14 protein-coding genes, 1 tRNA gene and 1 pseudogene are annotated in these 15,414 nt (G+C 70.3%); 9 read left to right on the top strand and 7 right to left on the bottom strand.

All coding sequences use genetic code 11. From position 1 onward, the window contains the following. Positions 1-16: 16 nt before the first annotated feature. A complete protein-coding gene (locus DDF62_RS08390) occupies positions 17-3,100 on the top strand; it encodes an ATP-binding protein (RefSeq protein WP_244286755.1) in 3,084 nt (1,027 codons plus the stop codon). Beyond that, positions 3,097-5,094 carry a DNA/RNA non-specific endonuclease gene (locus DDF62_RS08395; RefSeq protein WP_116488699.1) on the top strand — a complete coding sequence of 666 codons (1,998 nt, stop codon included), beginning with the start codon at positions 3,097-3,099 and terminating at the stop codon, positions 5,092-5,094. The genes DDF62_RS08390 and DDF62_RS08395 overlap by 4 nt, the downstream gene beginning before the upstream one ends. Before the next feature lie 183 nt (positions 5,095-5,277). Here the strand turns inward: DDF62_RS08395 and DDF62_RS08400 are convergent, their stop codons facing one another. Then, entirely contained in the window at positions 5,278-5,667 is a 390-nt protein-coding gene (locus DDF62_RS08400) for a response regulator transcription factor (RefSeq protein ID WP_116488766.1), read from the bottom strand. A 107-nt stretch (positions 5,668-5,774) separates the two neighbouring features. Next, complete coding sequence (locus DDF62_RS08405; protein ID WP_116488700.1) at positions 5,775-6,389, bottom strand: response regulator transcription factor; 615 nt, start codon at positions 6,387-6,389, stop codon at positions 5,775-5,777. A gap of 68 nt (positions 6,390-6,457) precedes the next feature. On the opposite strand from DDF62_RS08405, the gene DDF62_RS08410 reads away from it, so the two are divergent. From DDF62_RS08410 to DDF62_RS08435, 6 genes are all read left to right on the top strand, one after another. Continuing rightward, positions 6,458-8,056, top strand: coding sequence for a sensor histidine kinase (locus DDF62_RS08410; protein WP_116488701.1), 1,599 nt, complete (start codon positions 6,458-6,460; stop codon positions 8,054-8,056). 129 nt (positions 8,057-8,185) lie between these two features. Next, entirely contained in the window at positions 8,186-9,241 is a 1,056-nt protein-coding gene (locus DDF62_RS08415) for an NAD(P)-dependent alcohol dehydrogenase (protein WP_116488702.1), read from the top strand. Positions 9,242-9,439: 198 nt separating this feature from the next. Then, positions 9,440-10,000, top strand: a complete 561-nt coding sequence (locus DDF62_RS08420) for a helix-turn-helix transcriptional regulator (RefSeq protein ID WP_116488703.1) — start codon at positions 9,440-9,442, stop codon at positions 9,998-10,000. Between the two features lie 98 nt (positions 10,001-10,098). After that, positions 10,099-11,424, top strand: coding sequence for a histidinol dehydrogenase (hisD, locus tag DDF62_RS08425; RefSeq protein WP_116488704.1), 1,326 nt, complete (start codon positions 10,099-10,101; stop codon positions 11,422-11,424). A 5-nt stretch (positions 11,425-11,429) separates the two neighbouring features. After that, positions 11,430-12,194: an SDR family NAD(P)-dependent oxidoreductase gene (locus DDF62_RS08430; protein WP_116488705.1), complete on the top strand. Its 765-nt coding sequence runs from the start codon at positions 11,430-11,432 to the stop codon at positions 12,192-12,194. 45 nt (positions 12,195-12,239) lie between these two features. Further along, a tRNA-Leu gene (locus tag DDF62_RS08435) sits at positions 12,240-12,326 on the top strand. A 5-nt stretch (positions 12,327-12,331) separates the two neighbouring features. On the opposite strand, the gene DDF62_RS08440 is transcribed toward DDF62_RS08435, so the two are convergent. The 4 genes and pseudogenes from DDF62_RS08440 to DDF62_RS26620 all read right to left on the bottom strand — a co-directional run. After that, on the bottom strand, positions 12,332-12,748 hold the full coding sequence (locus DDF62_RS08440) for a hypothetical protein (protein ID WP_116488706.1): 417 nt from the start codon (positions 12,746-12,748) through the stop codon (positions 12,332-12,334). 73 nt (positions 12,749-12,821) lie between these two features. After that, on the bottom strand, positions 12,822-13,169 hold the full coding sequence (locus tag DDF62_RS08445; protein ID WP_116488707.1) for a hypothetical protein: 348 nt from the start codon (positions 13,167-13,169) through the stop codon (positions 12,822-12,824). Between the two features lie 213 nt (positions 13,170-13,382). Then, positions 13,383-13,754, bottom strand: coding sequence for a hypothetical protein (locus tag DDF62_RS26470; RefSeq protein ID WP_279629663.1), 372 nt, complete (start codon positions 13,752-13,754; stop codon positions 13,383-13,385). A 160-nt stretch (positions 13,755-13,914) separates the two neighbouring features. After that, positions 13,915-14,103 (bottom strand): annotated as a pseudogene (locus tag DDF62_RS26620) (LuxR C-terminal-related transcriptional regulator); the annotation flags it as partial. Between the two features lie 105 nt (positions 14,104-14,208). On the opposite strand from DDF62_RS26620, the gene DDF62_RS08460 reads away from it, so the two are divergent. Further along, positions 14,209-14,583 (top strand): helix-turn-helix domain-containing protein, encoded by a 375-nt coding sequence (locus tag DDF62_RS08460; protein ID WP_116488708.1) that lies wholly within the window; start codon positions 14,209-14,211, stop codon positions 14,581-14,583. Between the two features lie 10 nt (positions 14,584-14,593). On the opposite strand, the gene DDF62_RS08465 is transcribed toward DDF62_RS08460, so the two are convergent. Further along, entirely contained in the window at positions 14,594-15,355 is a 762-nt protein-coding gene (locus DDF62_RS08465; RefSeq protein ID WP_116488709.1) for a competence/damage-inducible protein A, read from the bottom strand. Between the last annotated feature and the right edge of the window lie 59 nt (positions 15,356-15,414).

The following is a 15,414-nucleotide window of genomic DNA, read 5'->3' on the forward strand; positions in this document are numbered from 1 at the left end:
GCAGCCGCTGCCCGAGTTGGACGCGGCGGCGCCTTCGCTGACGGTGATGGAGGCCGGCGCCGAGGAGGCGATCGGGTTCGCACGTGAGTACGCGGCCCTTTCGGGGCCCTTCGCGCCGGGCGACGCGCTGCGTGCGGCGGGCGCGTTCGGCGCCGACCGGCCGCTGGACCTGGCCGTCTCGGTGTCGGCGGCGCTGGCGGCGGCCTGCGACACCGGCGTCGGAAAGGCGGGAGCGTGGCTGCTGCGCGCCAGCGAACGCGCCTGGGACCTGAAGCGGCTTTCCGAGCAGGGGCTGCTCGAGGTCGCCAAGGTTTGGCGTCGCAAACAGGGCGTGGATCCAGCGACGAGCGATCTGCTCGATGCGCTGGACGGCAGGGGCGACTTCTCGACCGCCGCGGTGACGGCCGCGCTGAAGGCGACGGAGACGGGGAGCGACGGGCCCTTGCCCGATCTGCCGAGGCTGGCGGCGGCGCTGGAATGGAGCGGCGGGTTCGCCCCGGCGGCGTCCCTGCTGGCGCGGGTGCAGGCGGCCTTGAGCCGCGCCGACCAGAAGCGTCGCGGAGACCTGCTGCTGGAGGACGGCTTCCATGGGCGCGCGGATCTGTCCCAGGCGCTGGTCGACTGGATCTGCGCCCCGGAGGATGGGCAAAGCCAGGTCCGGGCGCTCTATGTCGGCGGCCTGCCGGCGATCGGCAAGTCGACGCTTCTGGAGCATGCCCTGCGGCAGGTGGCCGGCAGCGGCGTGAACGTCGTCGTCGCGCGGCTGGATTTCGATCGCGCCTGTCTGGATGTGCTGGATCGCCTGGGGCTCAGCCTCGAGTTGGCGCGGCAGGTCGCCAGCCAGGCGCCGGAGATCGCCGCCGAACTGCGCGCGGCGCGTCTCGAGGCCGCCTCCACGCGGGAAGCCAGGGTCAAGGGCGGCAGAGGCCGAGGTCTTTTGCCATACGCCCTGATCGAAGCGCTCTCCGACTATCTGCACGATTCCAACCGCAGGCTGGTGATCGTGCTGGACACGCTGGAGGTGCTGCGCGGCCGTGGCGAAACCCACCCGGGCCAGTTGTTCGAATGGCTCGACCAACTGCGTAGGGCCGGCCTGGGTCCGCTGGTGGTGGTCGCGGCCGGTCGGGGGGACGCCTTGGAGCCGGTCCAGGGCCGGGTGGCCGTGCCCCTGACCCTCGACAGTCTGACGGAGACCGACGCCGCGGCCCTGCTTGCGCAGTCCGGGACGCCTCCGCAGCTGTGGGACGAGATCATCCGGCGCGCCGAAGGCGACCCGATGCGGCTGCGCCTGCTGGGCGCGGTCGCCCGGCGCGAGGGCGCGGCCGGCCTGGAACGAGACGAAGGCGCGACCGTCACCCTCTATCGCAGCCTGGAATCACGCCTGGGCGGCCGTTACGGCAAGATCGCGCGCTTCGTCCCCTTGTTTCGCCGCTTCGACAGCCGGCTGCTGGGCGAGGTCATCGCGCCGATCGTCGTCCGGGGACGCCTGAGCCGGGTCGATGCCGCCGAACTGTGGGCAGGTCTCAAGGAACAGACCTGGTTGATCAGGGGGCAGTCCGCCGCCGGCTGGCTGGAGCCTCACCCCGACCTTCGTCGACGGCTGGCGGGCAGGCTCTACGAGGAGCGCTCCGGCCTCGCGCACAAGCTGCATGGACGCGCGGCCCGGTGGTTCGCGCGTCAGGCCGCGCCCTGGGCGGCCGCCGAGAGCCTTTACCACCGGCTTCAGGCCACGCGCTGGGAGGGGGACGACGCGCTGAGGGGCATGAACCTGGAAGCGGGCATCGCCTTCGCGCGAAACGACCTGGACGATCTGCCCGCGCCCGCCCGCGACGCGGTGCTGAGAGCCCGGGGCGAGCGGAGCCATGTGGGGCGACGCTACGCGGCGGCGCCGGCGGGCCCGGTCTCGGCCGAAGCGGCCGGAGAACTGCGCATGCTGATCGGCCGGGGCGATCTGACCGAGGCGATCTCCTTCTACGAGAACGTCTTTCGGCCCGCCTCCATCGATCCCGTCGGCGAAGCGGCCGAGGCGGCGCTGGTCCTGCTCTGGCGGGCCGGCCGCTGGCGTGAAGCCCGCGGGCTGGCGGACGAGCGGGCCTGGTCTCGTCCATGGGACGAAGCCCTGTTCGACGTCTGGCCGGAAGCGGCGCTGGTCCGGCTGGAGATGCGGGCCGAGCTCCGGTTCTCCGACCTGCGCCGCTGGTTCCGCGAGGAGGGGAAGGAGGACAGGCTCGATCGGACGACGCGGCTGATCCTGGCCTCCAAGTCCAACCTGGCCTCCGGCGCCTTGGGATTCGCCGTCGCGCCCAGACGCCTGTTCCAGGAACGCACCGACACCGCCGCGGCGGTCCGGGCGCTTTGGTCGCTCGATGCGCCCCGCGAGGACCTGCCGACCGCGCTTTCGATCGCCGAGGAGCGGCGGCGGCGCATAGACCCGACCGCGGCCGCCGAGAAGCGTTCCTTCTTTTCCAGGGCGAGAGACGCCCAGGCCATGGCCATCCTGTCGCCGTATGACGACCTCGGAGAGTGGCTGCTGCGCGACCGGCGCGACGGACGCCTGCGGGACATGCTGAACGCGCGGGTCGAGGCCTTTTCCGAGTTCGCGGCCTTGCGCCACGACCCCGCCGCGCCGGCCACGACCTTGTCGGCGCTGGGGCTCACGGCCGAATGGCTGTCGGCGGCCGGCTTTCTGCTGCGCGATCAGGACCTGCGGGCGATCGGCCGCGGCGCCGAGCGCTGGCGCAGCACCGCCGCGGGCTGGTGGCGCTATGGGCGAGCGCCGCGCGGCTGGCGGGGCGTGGAGACCGGTCTCGACGTCGTCACCGAGGATCGCCTCGAGGAACTTTTCGACAGCGGCTCGCCCGGCGAGGCCGCGCGCGCGCAGCTGGCGGCCTGGGCCGGCGACGAGGCCGGAACGGCGCGGGTCCTGCGGGCCGCCAAGCTCGACCAGCTGCGAGACGACCTTGCTCGAGAGACGCCCAAGGAGCCTCGCGAGGTGGCCCTGCGCGCGGCCTCCAAGCTTTCGCGGCGCTGGATCCCCGCCGCTTTCGTGCCCGCGTTGGCGATCCTGGCAATCGAACCTCAAGGGACGGACTGGTCATGAGCAACAAGTTGGAAGAAAGCCGGGGCAGGCTGGAGAGCCTGCTGCCGCGCCTGGGCAAGGCGGCTGAAAGCCTGGCCAACGGCGGCGGCGAGAACCTGCGCAAACTGGGTCTTCGGGCCTCGGTTCTCGACGCCGACGCCGTGGCGCGCGCCCTGGAGGCCAAGCCCGGCAGGCTTGAGAGCGTCGGCGTCAATCCCATGGCGCTGGAGGCGATCGTCCGTCTGACAGGCCGCCCGCCGCTGGTGGTCCGCAACAACGCCGTCGTCATCGAGAAGGAACTGCTGCTCGACTTTCCGAGCAGCATTGTCGGGTTGATCAAGGGGGCCGAACCCGCCATCCCCTCGGTGGGACGCATCGAGTTCGTGAACCACGAGATGGCTTGGGGCGGCACGGGCTGGGTCGTGGATCGCTCGAAGAATGACGCCCTGGTCGTCACCAACCGCCACGTGGCCAAGCTGGTCGCCAAGCGCAGCCTCGACGGCAAGGCCGTCTTCGTCCGCTCGCCCTTCACCGGCGTCCGCTACGGCGCGAGCATTGACTTCAACGAAGAGGTCGAGGCCCAGCTTAGCGAGGCCCGCAACGCGGCCGCCACCGCCGTCGAGTACCTGGCCGACGACACCGAGGCGGACGTCGCCCTGCTGCGCGTGGCGCGGCCGAACGGCGTCGACTGGTCGTGGCCCGATCGCCTGGAACTGGCCGAGAAGGAAGCCGCACAGGGCGACCTGGTGGCCCTCGTCGGCTATCCCGCCTACGACACCCGCAACGACGTCACGGCCATGGAGCAGTATTTCCGGGGCCTCTACGACGTGAAGCGCTTCGCGCCCGGCGAGATCACCCGGCCCGCCACCGCGGGCATCATTCTCAGCCACGACTGCACCTCGCTGGGCGGCAATTCCGGCTCGGCCCTGATCAGCCTGGAAAGTCGCGCGGTGGTGGGCCTGCATTTCGCGGGCGAATACGGCGTGGCCAACAGCGCGGTCTCGGCCGGCACCCTGCGCCGCCTGGCCTTCGGCTCGCGCACCACCGTCGCCGGCGCGGTGTTCCAGGAAACTCACGTCGAGGCCGCCGACGGCGTTCACAAGGCGGCGGACCTGAAGGACCGCGGAGGCTACGAGCAGCTCTTCCTGGGCGAGGACCTGCCCGTTCCCTGGCCCAAGCTCGAGGCGTCCATCGAGGCGGGGCTGGCCAAGCCCGTCGACGCGCTGGCCGATCGCCCGCACGAGCTGCGCTACACCCATTTCGGCGTGCAGTTCTCGCAAGCGCTGAAGCTGCCGGCCGTCACGGCGGTCAATATCGACGGCGGCAGGGCCGTGCGCATCAAGCGCGGCGACGACAAGTGGTTCGTCGACGCCCGGATAGATCCAGCCTCGCAATACACGGCCAAGCACTACGCGGATCAGGCCATCGACCGCGGGCACATGGTCCGCCGCGAAGACCCCAACTGGGGCGACGACGCCTTGCAGGCCAACTTCGACACCTTCCACTACACGAACTCGGCGCCGCAGCACTCGCTGCTGAACCAGGGCAAGACCCTGTGGCAGGGGCTGGAGAACTACATCCTCGACAACAGCCGCACCGAGGGCTTCAGGGCCTGCATCTTCACCGGTCCCGTCCTCAACGGCGACTACGAGTATCTCGACGAGGAGGGCGGCGTCCGCGTGCCGCTGGAGTTCTGGAAGGTCGCGGTGATGGCCGTGAAGACTCAGGACGGCCGCGACGCCCTGCACGCCACGGCCTATCTGCTGAGCCAGGGCCACCTCATCCGCAAGCTGCTCGAGGATCGCAACCGCAGCGAGGCCGTCGAAGGCTTCCGACTCGGCGCCTATCGGACCTTCCAGATCGCGATCAAGGATCTGGAGGAGGCCACGGGCATGAACTTCCACGATCTCAGGAACCACGACCCGCTGGCCGCGACCACGGCCGGCGCGGAGGCCATCGACAGCGGCCTGCCGCTGTTCGTGCCCCTGGCCGAGCCCGGGGACCTGGTGCTTTAGGGCGTAGCGATATTCATCGGCTGAGACGAAAACCTCGTCCTTCGACAAGCTCAGGATGAGGTTTTTCTATCGCTTGGGTCTGTAGATGGTCCTCACCCTGAGCTCGTCGAAGGGCGAGGGCCACGCACTGAGCCTCAATGTGGGTAGAACCTAAGGCGAGCGGGGCTGCCTGGCCCGGGCGCTTCAGGCGTCGGGCGATTTCGCGCGCGGGGCCAGGGCGGTTTCCAGGCAGCCGATGATGCTGGCGCCGCTGAACGGCTTCTTCAGGAAGCAGGTGGCCCCCAGGTCGAGGCCGCGCGTGCGGGCGCGATCGTCGTCGAAGGCGGTGATCAGGATCACGGGCGTGGGCACGCCGCGCTCGCCCAGCGCCTGCTGGATGTCGAAGCCGGAAAGGCCGGGCATCTGCACGTCGCTGATCAGGCAGTCGGCGTCGTCCGAGACTTCGGAGGCCAGGAAGGCCGCGGCTGAATCGAAGCTGGCGACGCGGTGACCCAGCGAGCGGATCAGAGCCTCCAGCGAGGTCCGGATGGCTTCGTCGTCGTCCACGACGGCGATCAACGGGGCTTGCGACACCAACTCGACCCTTTCGGTCCCGGCGGCCCGCACGGGCGAGCGGCGGCGACGAGCCTCCTATCTGCCGCAAGCGGCGAGCGCGTGGAACTATACTCGGGTGTGTGGCGTCAGGTCGCGGCGGCGCCCAGCTGCTCGGCCATGCGCACGAACTCGACCACCGAGCGAGCCTGCATCTTCCGCATGGCCGCGCCGCGATGGATCTTCACGGTGATCTCCGACAGGCCGATCTCGAAGGCGATCTGCTTGTTCATCAGCCCTTCGGCGACCAGCGCCATGACCTGGCGCTCGCGGGCGGTCAGGGTTTCGTAGCGGCGGCGCAGGTCGTCCAGGCCCGAGCGCTCGGCTCGCAAGGCGTGGTCGCGGTCGATGGCGGCCATCACCGCGTCGAGCATGTCCTGGTCGCGGAAGGGCTTGGCCAGGAAGTCGACGGCGCCGGCCTTCATGCCGCGCACGGTCATGGGGATGTCGCCGTGGCCGGTCATCAGCACCACCGGCATGCGGATGTCGGCGGCGTTCAGCTGGGCCTGGAAGTCGAGGCCGCTGACCCCGGGGAGTCGAACGTCCAAGACAAGGCAGCCGGCGTCATGCGCATGTCCCGAGCGGAAGAAGTCCTGGGCGTTGCCGAACAGGCGCGTCTCCAGCCCGACGGATCGGAACAGGCTGTCGAGGGCCTCTCGCAGGGGGCCGTCGTCGTCGACAATGTGCACCGTCGGATTGGACATGGACGAATAGCTGGACCCGCCGCCGGCGCGGCGTCAACAATGGGGGAGCGCATCCTTCGGTGAGCTCGATGCACGACCGTACGGGCGATGTCTTGGACATATCGGCCAATAGCCTGGCCGGGCTGCTGGACGCGGCCCACGAGCCGATCCTCGTGCGCGACCTCGAGGGGCGGATCCTGTTCTGGAACCAGGGCTGCGAGGCCCTGTACGGCCATGGCCGCGACGTCGCGCGAGGCGCGCTGGCGCCGGATCTTCTGAACACGGTGTTTCCCGCGCCGCTGGACCAGATCACCGCCCGCCTGATGGCCGAAGGGCGCTGGGAGGGCGAGGTCACGCGGCGGCTGGCCGACGGCCGCGAGGCGGTGATCGCCCTGCGCTGGTCGCTGCGCCGCGACGTGTCGGGCGGGGTCGAGGTGCTGGAGACGGGGCGCGACGTCACCGAGGCCCGCAAGGCCGAGGAGGCCCTGCGCCGCAGCGAGTATCGCTTCCGCAACGTCTTCCACGCCATGAGCGTGTCGTTCTGGGAGCTGGATTTCTCGGCCCTGGCCGGCATGTTCGGGGCTCTTCGCGCCAAGGGCGTGACCAGCCTGCGGGCCCACATCGCCGAGAACCCGCGCTTCGTGCGGCAGATGATGGAGGCCAGCCAGGTCGTCGACGTCAACGACAAGTCTCTGCAGCTGTTCGAGGCCACGCGCGAGCAGCTGCTGGGGCCGGTCGACCGCTTCTGGCCGCCGTGCAGCGAGCACGTCTTCGCCGCCAGCGTCATCGCCGCGCTGGAGAAGAAGCCGCACTACGAGAGCGAGGCGCGTTTCCGCACCTTCGACGGCCGCGAGTTCGACGGCCTGTTCACCTGCTGCTATCCGCGCGAATACCTGCCGCAGGGCGCGACCCTGGTGGGCGTCATCGACATCACCGATCGCCTGCGGGCGCAGGAAGACCTCGCGCGGGTGCAGGCCGAGCTGGCCCACGCGGCGCGGATCTCGACCCTGGGCGAGCTGACCGCCTCGATCGCCCACGAGGTCAACCAGCCGCTGTCGGCCATCGTCACCAACGGCGAGGCGGGACTGCGGTGGCTGCGGCGCGCGACGCCGGACCTGGAGGAGGTGGGGCGGGCCTTCGACCGGATGATCGGCGAGGCCAACCGCGCCTCGGGCGTGATCGGCCGCATCCGCACCATGGCCGTGAAGGGCGAGCCCGAGAAGACGCGGCTTTCGCTGGGGCCTCTGGTCGAGGATTCGGTGCTGCTGGTGCGGCGAGAGCTGACCACGCACGACGTGGCGCTGCGGGTGCAGGTCCCCGCCGACCTGCCGCAGGTCGAGGGCGACCGGGTCCAGCTGCAGCAGGTGCTGGTCAACCTGATGGTCAACGCCGCCCAGGCCATGGCCGAGGCGCAAGAGCGCGTGCTGACGATCCGCGGATCGGCCGATGAGGCGATGGTGACGCTGTCGGTCGCCGACACCGGACCCGGCGTGCCGCCCGAGCGGCAGGCCCAGCTGTTCAACGCCTTCTACACCACCAAGGCGGGCGGGATGGGCATGGGCCTGTCGATCTGCAAGACGATCGTCCAGGCCCATGGCGGCGAGATCGCGGTGGTTTCCGCGCCGGGCGAGGGCGCGAGCTTCGTGCTGAAGCTGCCTTGCGTCGGAGGTGCGCAAGGGGGAGATTGATGAAATGTGCTCATCAGCCCGTGCAAATCTGAGCCGCTAATTTTACTGTCGCGCGCGCGCTAGTTTGGCTTCGCGAGACCTCTCCCCGGGTCTCCGCCTCCCCAAAAAGCCAATCGGAATATCCTGCACATGGCCATCAAAGCCTATGGCGCCTTCGCCGCCGACAAGCCGCTGGAAGCGATGGACATCACGCGCCGCGCCGTCGGCCCGAACGATGTCCAGATCGAGATCGCCTACTGCGGCGTCTGCCACTCCGACCTGCACACCGTGCGTTCGGAATGGGCCGGCACCCTGTACCCCTGCGTGCCTGGCCACGAGATCGTCGGCCGCGTCTTAGCCGTCGGCGGCCAGGTCAGCCGCTTCAAGGAAGGCGACGTGGTCGGCGTCGGCTGCCTGGTCGACAGCTGCAAGCACTGCCACTCGTGCGACGACGGCCTGGAGCAATACTGCGAGAACGGCTTCGTCGGCACCTACAACGGCCCGACCAACGACGCCCCCGGCCACACCCTGGGCGGCTACTCACAGCAGATCGTCGTCAAGGACGACTTCGTGCTGAAGATCAGCCACCCCGAGGAGCAGCTGGCCGCCGTGGCCCCGCTTCTTTGCGCCGGCATCACCACCTGGTCGCCGCTGCGTCACTGGAACGTCGGTCCGGGCAAGAAGGTCGGCATCGTCGGCATCGGCGGCCTTGGCCACATGGGCGTCAAGCTGGCCCACGCCATGGGCGCGCACGTCGTGGCCTTCACCACCTCGGAAGCCAAGCGCCAGGACGCCCTGGACCTGGGCGCCGACGAGGTCGTGGTGTCGCGCAACGAAGGTGAGATGGCGGCCCACGCCAACACCTTCGACTTCATCCTCAACACCGTCTCGGCCAGCCACAGCCTCGACGCCTTCACCGCCCTCCTGAAGCGTGACGGCACCCTGTGCCTGGTCGGCGTGCCGGAACATGCTCACCCGAGCCCCGACGTCGCCGCCCTGATCTTCAAGCGCCGGGCCATCGCCGGTTCGCTGATCGGCGGCATCGCCGAGACCCAGGAGATGCTCGATTTCTGCGCTCGGCACGGCATCGTCTCCGAGATCGAGAAGATCGACATCCAGCAGATCGAGACCGCCTACGAGCGCATGCAGAAGAGCGACGTGAAGTACCGCTTCGTGATCGACAGCGCCTCGCTGGCCAAGGCGTAGGACCCGGGGCCCGCGCGTCCGTCGAGGTCGCGCGGGCCACCCCCAACGATACCGCTCTCATACCTGGGTATGAGGCCGCCACACCCAAGGAGCGCGACGATAAGCCCAGGTGCGATGGCGGCGCGGCCGTCGCGGGCAGAACAATGATCCCCGAAAAGAGAGAGCCCTTGGGGGGCGCTCCAGCCAGGGATCGAAACCATGTCCTTCCTCGCCGTCGACACCGTTTCCGCCACCCCCGTCGCGCGTCTTCGGATGGCCGGCGACCTGGCGGGCGAGCCCCGCACCTTCGAGGACCTGCGCGAGGTGCTGGCGGCGCTGGAGCGCTCGCTGGAGCCGGACGCCCAGGCCGCCCGCGCCCTGGTCGCCCGGGCCTCGGCCATCGTCGTCGGCGTGGATGCGCGAGCGACCGCGCCGATCCAGGGCGGCCTGGCTCCCTGGCAGGCCCGCAAGCTGCGCAAGCACATCGACGAGAACCTCGACGGGACGCTGACCACGGCCGCTCTGGGCGAGCTGGTGGCGCTGAGCGCCAGCTATTTCGGGCGGGCCTTCAAGGCCACCTTCGGCGAGACGCCGCACGCCTACATCACCCGCCGTCGGCTGGAGGCGGCCAAGGACCTGATGCTGGCCACCCGCGACCCGCTGAGCCAGATCGCCTACCAGTGCGGCTTCGCCGACCAGTCGCACCTGTGCCGCCTGTTCCGCCGCTCGGCCGGCATGGCGCCCCAGGCCTGGCGCCGGGCCAACCGCATGGCGGCCTGAGGCGCGTCTCCACCCAGCGACCGTTCCCGCCGAACCGCGCGCCGGCCCCGCCGATCCGGGCCACACGTCCTTCCGGGAGATCCCAGGAGGACAAGACCATGGCCAGGTGGTTGAAGACCGGCGCGGACGTGACGGCGGTGGCGAACGCGGACCGGGCGGTGCGCGAGACGGTGGAGGGCATCCTCGCCAACGTGGCGGCCCGCGGCGACGCGGCGGTGCGCGACCTGTCGGTGAAGTTCGACGGCTGGGATCGCGAAAGCTATCGCCTGTCGCCGGCCGAGATCCAGGCCTGCATCGACCAGCTGTCGGCCCGCGACCTGGCCGACATCGAGTTCGCCCAGGCCCAGGTGAAGAACTTCGCCCAGAAGCAGCGCGAGACCCTGCTCGACCTCGAGGTCGAGACCCTGCCGGGCGTGGTGCTGGGCCACAAGCACATCCCGGTGGGCGCGGCCGGCTGCTACGTGCCCGGCGGCAAGTATCCGCTGCTGGCTTCGGCCCACATGTCGGTGCTGACGGCCAAGGTGGCCGGCGTGCCGCGCGTGGTCACCTGCGCCCCGCCGTTCGGCGGCAAGCCCGCCCCGGCCATCGTCGCGGCCCAGGCCCTGGCCGGCGCCGACGAGATCTACTGCCTGGGCGGCGTGCAGGCCGTGGCGGCCATGGCGCTGGGCACGCAGACCATCGCGCCGGTCGACATGCTGGTCGGCCCCGGCAACGCCTATGTAGCCGAGGCCAAGCGCCAGCTGTTCGGCCGCGTGGGCATCGACCTCTTCGCCGGCCCGACCGAGACCCTGGTCATCGCCGACGACACGGTGGACGGCGAGCTGTGCGCCACCGACCTGCTGGGCCAGGCCGAGCACGGCCCCGACAGCCCGGCCATCCTGTTGACCACCTCGCGCAAGCTGGCCGAAGACACCATCGCCTGGATCGAGAAGCTGCTGGAGGTGCTGCCGACCGCCGCCATCGCCCGTCGCGCGTGGGAGAGCTTCGGCCAGGTGATCCTCGCCGACAGCGACGCCGAGATGGTCGAGATCGCCGACAAGATCGCCTCCGAGCACGTGCAGGTGATGACCGCCGACCCGGACTATTTCCTGCGCCACATGACCAACTACGGCGCGCTGTTCCTGGGCGAGCGCACCAACGTCTCGTACGGCGACAAGGTGATCGGCACCAACCACACCCTGCCGACCAAGCTGGCGGCCCGCTACACCGGCGGCCTGTGGGTGGGCAAGTTCCTCAAGACCTGCACCTACCAGAAGGTGCTGACCGACGAGGCCTCGGCCCTGGTCGGCGAATACTGCTCGCGCCTGTGCGCCCTGGAAGGCTTCGCCGGCCACGGCGAGCAGGCCAATATCCGCGTGCGCCGCTACGGCGGTCGCGAGGTGCCATATGCGGGCGCGGCCTCGCCGGTGCTGGCGGCGGAGTAGGGGCCTTGGACCTGCCGCGCACCCCCTCGTTCCGCCTCGATGGCCGCCGGGCCCTGGTGACGGGGGCGGGACGGGGCATCGGCCTGGCCGCCGCCGCGGCCCTGGCGCAGGCCGGGGCCGAGGTGACCCTGGCGGCCCGTTCGGCGGGCGAGATCGAGGCGGCCGCTCAGGCGATCCGCGACGAGGGCGGGCGGGCGCAGGCGCTTGTGCTCGACGTCGGCGATCTTTCGGCGGTGAAGGCCGCCACCGCCGCGACGCCGGCCTTCGACGTGCTGGTCAACAACGCCGGAACCAACCGTCCCAAGCCCTTCGCCGAGGTGACCGAGGACGACTACGACGCCGTGCTGGACCTCAATCTCAAGGCCGCCTTCTTCGTCGCCCAGGCCGTGGCCGGGCGGATGCTCGAGGCCGGCGTGAGGGGCTCGATCGTCAACCTGACCTCGCAGATGGGCCACGTCGGCGGCGCGCGGCGCAGCCTCTACTGCGCGTCGAAGTGGGGGCTGGAGGGCCTGTCCAAGGCCATGGCGCTGGACCTGGCCCCGCACGGGATCCGGGTGAACACCATCGCCCCGACCTTCATCGAGACCCCGCTGACCCGGCCGTTCTTCGAGGACCAGGCCTTCCTCGACAGCGTGCTTTCCAAGATCAAGCTGGGGCGCCTCGGCCAGGTCGAGGACCTGATGGGCGCGGTGGTGTTCCTGGCTTCGGACGCCAGCGCCCTGATGACCGGCAGCGCCCTGGTGGTGGACGGCGGCTGGACGGTGGACTGAGGGCTCGACGCCTCCCGCAAGCTGGGCTAGGCCTCGCTTACCAGTGCGGGCATGGCGAAACTGGTAGACGCAGCGGACTTAAAATCCGCCGGCCGCAAGGCCTTGCCGGTTCGACCCCGGCTGCCCGCACCAGGCGCTCAGCGCGCCCGCCGCCGCCAGGCCAGCATCCCCAGCCCCGCCGCAAACGCCACCAGTTCGGCGTAGCTCCACAGGTAGTAGGCCGAGAAGAAGCCCCACTGGCGCAGCGAGCGGTCCAGCGCGAAGGCGACGTGGGTCAGCACGATCAGCAGCTGGAAGGCGGTCATGAACAGCAGCCAGATCCGCCGGTCGAACAGGGTCAGGCCGACCAGCACGCTGAGATAGACCAGGTCGATGGCGAAGATGCCCCACTGGGTGAGGCTCTTGTCCTCGATCTCGGCCAGGGCCGAGCCGACCCAGGCCAGCATGGTGGCGACGGCCAGCACGCGCTCGAGCCGGCCGCCCATCCACAAGGCCACGCCGCAGACCACGAACATCGCGCCGGCGCCGAGCTGGGTCGGCAGGATGCTGAACATGAGGCCCCCGAACAGTGTCCGGGGGCCATTGTCGCGACGAATCGCGGGCGTCGGAAGAGGCGGAAGACCCTGATCAGGCCGACTTCACCACCTCCAGGAAGCCGGTGCGGGTGGGATCGCCGTCCTCGGCCTTGTCGCCGCCGCCCACCAGGGTGACGCGGCGCAGCCCGATCTGGTCCTTGGCGTCGGCCAGGGCGCCGTGGGCGGCGATCAGCGAGCGGCGGACGTCGGCCAGGCCGGAGGCGGCCTCCATCACGTGGTCGACGGCCTGCTGGCCGACCCCGGCGGCGACCCTGGCCTGCAGGCGGGCGCGGGGCATGGCGGCGATCAGTTCGCCCATGGCGGCCAGGGTGTTGTCCACGGCCTCTTCGGCGGTGAACAGGCGGGTGGCGAGGTGCTCGGCGACGATGCGGCGGTTCATGAAGCGGTGTCCCCTCGGAAGTCCGGCGCTCCGGCAGGCGCGCTCCGGACGGTGATCGAAGGCGCCGGCGGGCGCCTCCTGGGGGAAGGCGGCCTCAGCCGTGGCGCAGGTTCTGGAAGAGCTCGACCACCTGGCGCGCGCTGAGCAGCCCGCCGATCAGCATGGCGAAGCCGAGCGCGATGGCCAGGACGGCCAGGAGGCGGAAGGCGGGGGTCAGAGCATGGTCGGATCCTCCGCGTATTTCTCGCGGAAGCCATCGTCCAGCACCGTGGCGGTGATGGTCAGGATCTCCCTCAGCACCATCTCGGCCGGCTTGGCCGCCGATTCCTTGCGGATCGCCGAGACCAGGTCGGCCACCAGCGGCTGCAGTTCCGGCGGCGCCAGGTCGGTCAGCTGGCGCTGGAGTTGCGACCAGCCGAAGGCCGGGAGCGCCGGCTCCGGCGGCAGGGGCGGCCAGGCCTGCTCGAAGGCGGTCACCGCCTGGCGGATCTGGCGGGCCTTCCAGACCAGCAGGCCCAGTCGGTGCTCCTGCAGGCAGGTCGTGTTGGCCGGCGGCGGGATGGTGTTGTCGGGAAACTCTTTCACTGGGGTCGAAGGCCTCGGTTGATTGCGAGGCCGACGGTGGCGAGGAGAGCGGGGCGCCCGCCAGTCCGATTGGATCGGGGTGGGATTGAATCCCATAGTCCCCGGCGGCGAATCCCACGGTCCCGGCGACTCGCTCATGCTCGCTCAGCACCCGGGCGGCGGCCCGCCGGCCGTTGACGCCAAGCTTGCGGCAGGCGCTTTCGACCAGGGCGTCGGCGCGCGACTTGGAAACCCCCATCAGCGGGCCGATTTCCTTGGAAAGCCTGTGTTCGCTGACCAGGCGAAGGGCTTCCCGTTCGCGTTTGGTCAACAGTTCGAGGCCGGCGGTGATGTGGGGCGTGTCGGGCATGAGGGCGAGCGGGAGGAAACTACTCGATCTAAGAGGGAGGTGCGTTGCGGCCGATGACGGCTACGTCGATAGATAGCCGAGTTCTGTGAGCTTCGGATAATATCGATGACGACAACCGGCCCGGATCCCATCGACCTCGCGGTCGGAACCCGCATCCGTATTCGTCGTCGTTATCTGAAGGTCAGCCAGGACGACCTGGCCGCGGCGCTGGGCCTGACCTTCCAGCAGATCCAGAAATACGAGCGGGGCGAGAACCGCGTCTCGGCCTCGATGCTGGTGCGCATCGCCGGCCGGCTGGAGACGACGGTGGCCGCCCTGGTGGGCGAGGACGCGCCGTCCGGAGAGGACTCGGCCATGCTGGCGGCGCTGACCCTGCCCGGCGCGCTCGACCTGCTGCACGCCTACGCCGCCGCCGGCCCCAAGACCCAGCGGGCGCTGCTGGGCCTGGCCCAGTCGCTGCTGGCGGCCGACGAGGAGTAGGGCCGGGAGCTCAGGCCTCCAGCCGCTCGACGTTCGAAACGCCGAGGTCGGCCAAGGTCTTTTCCAGCTCGACGGCGGCGGCCTCGACCTGCGCCGGATCGCGGCCGCGGATGACGAGGCTGGCGCCGTAGAGGTCCGGCGGGGCGAAGAACGGATAGCTGCCGATCGACAGGTCCGGGTGGGCTTTCGCGACCGCCTCCAGCGGGGCGGCGATCGTGCCCTCGCCCGTGCCGGTGACGCGCACGGTCGTGGCCACCACGACGGCGCCGGTGCGCAGGCGCGGGCCGACGTCGTCGAGCATGCCGCGCATGATCGCCGGCACGCCGGCCAATACGAACACGTTCTCCTTCTGGAAGCCGGGCGGGCCCTGCACGGGGTTCTTCACCAGCGTGCCGCCTTCGGGCACGTGCGCCATGCGGCGGCGGGCGGCGTTGGGCTCGCCCCAGCGCTCGCGCAGCAGGGCCATGATCTCGGGATGCTCGGGGGCGGTGACGCCGAAGGCCTTGGCCACCGAATCGGCGGTGATGTCGTCGTGGGTGGGGCCGATGCCGCCGGTGGTGATCAGGTAGTCGTACTTGGTCCGCAGGGCGTTGACCGCCTCGACGATCTCCTGCTCGACGTCGGGGACCACGCGCGCTTCGCACAGATCCACGCCGTAGGTCGCCAGGTACTTGGCGATGGCGTTGAGGTTCACGTCCTGGGTGCGGCCCGACAGGATCTCGTCGCCGATGATCAGCACCGCCGCCGTCACCCGATCCTTGCTGGCCGTCATGCGCGTCGCTCCTATTGTCGCCACTAGGACTTAAGGCCAGCCCGGGCGGCGGGCAACGG

The sequence above is a fragment of the Caulobacter radicis genome, assembly GCF_003094615.1.
Lineage (GTDB): Bacteria > Pseudomonadota > Alphaproteobacteria > Caulobacterales > Caulobacteraceae > Caulobacter > Caulobacter radicis.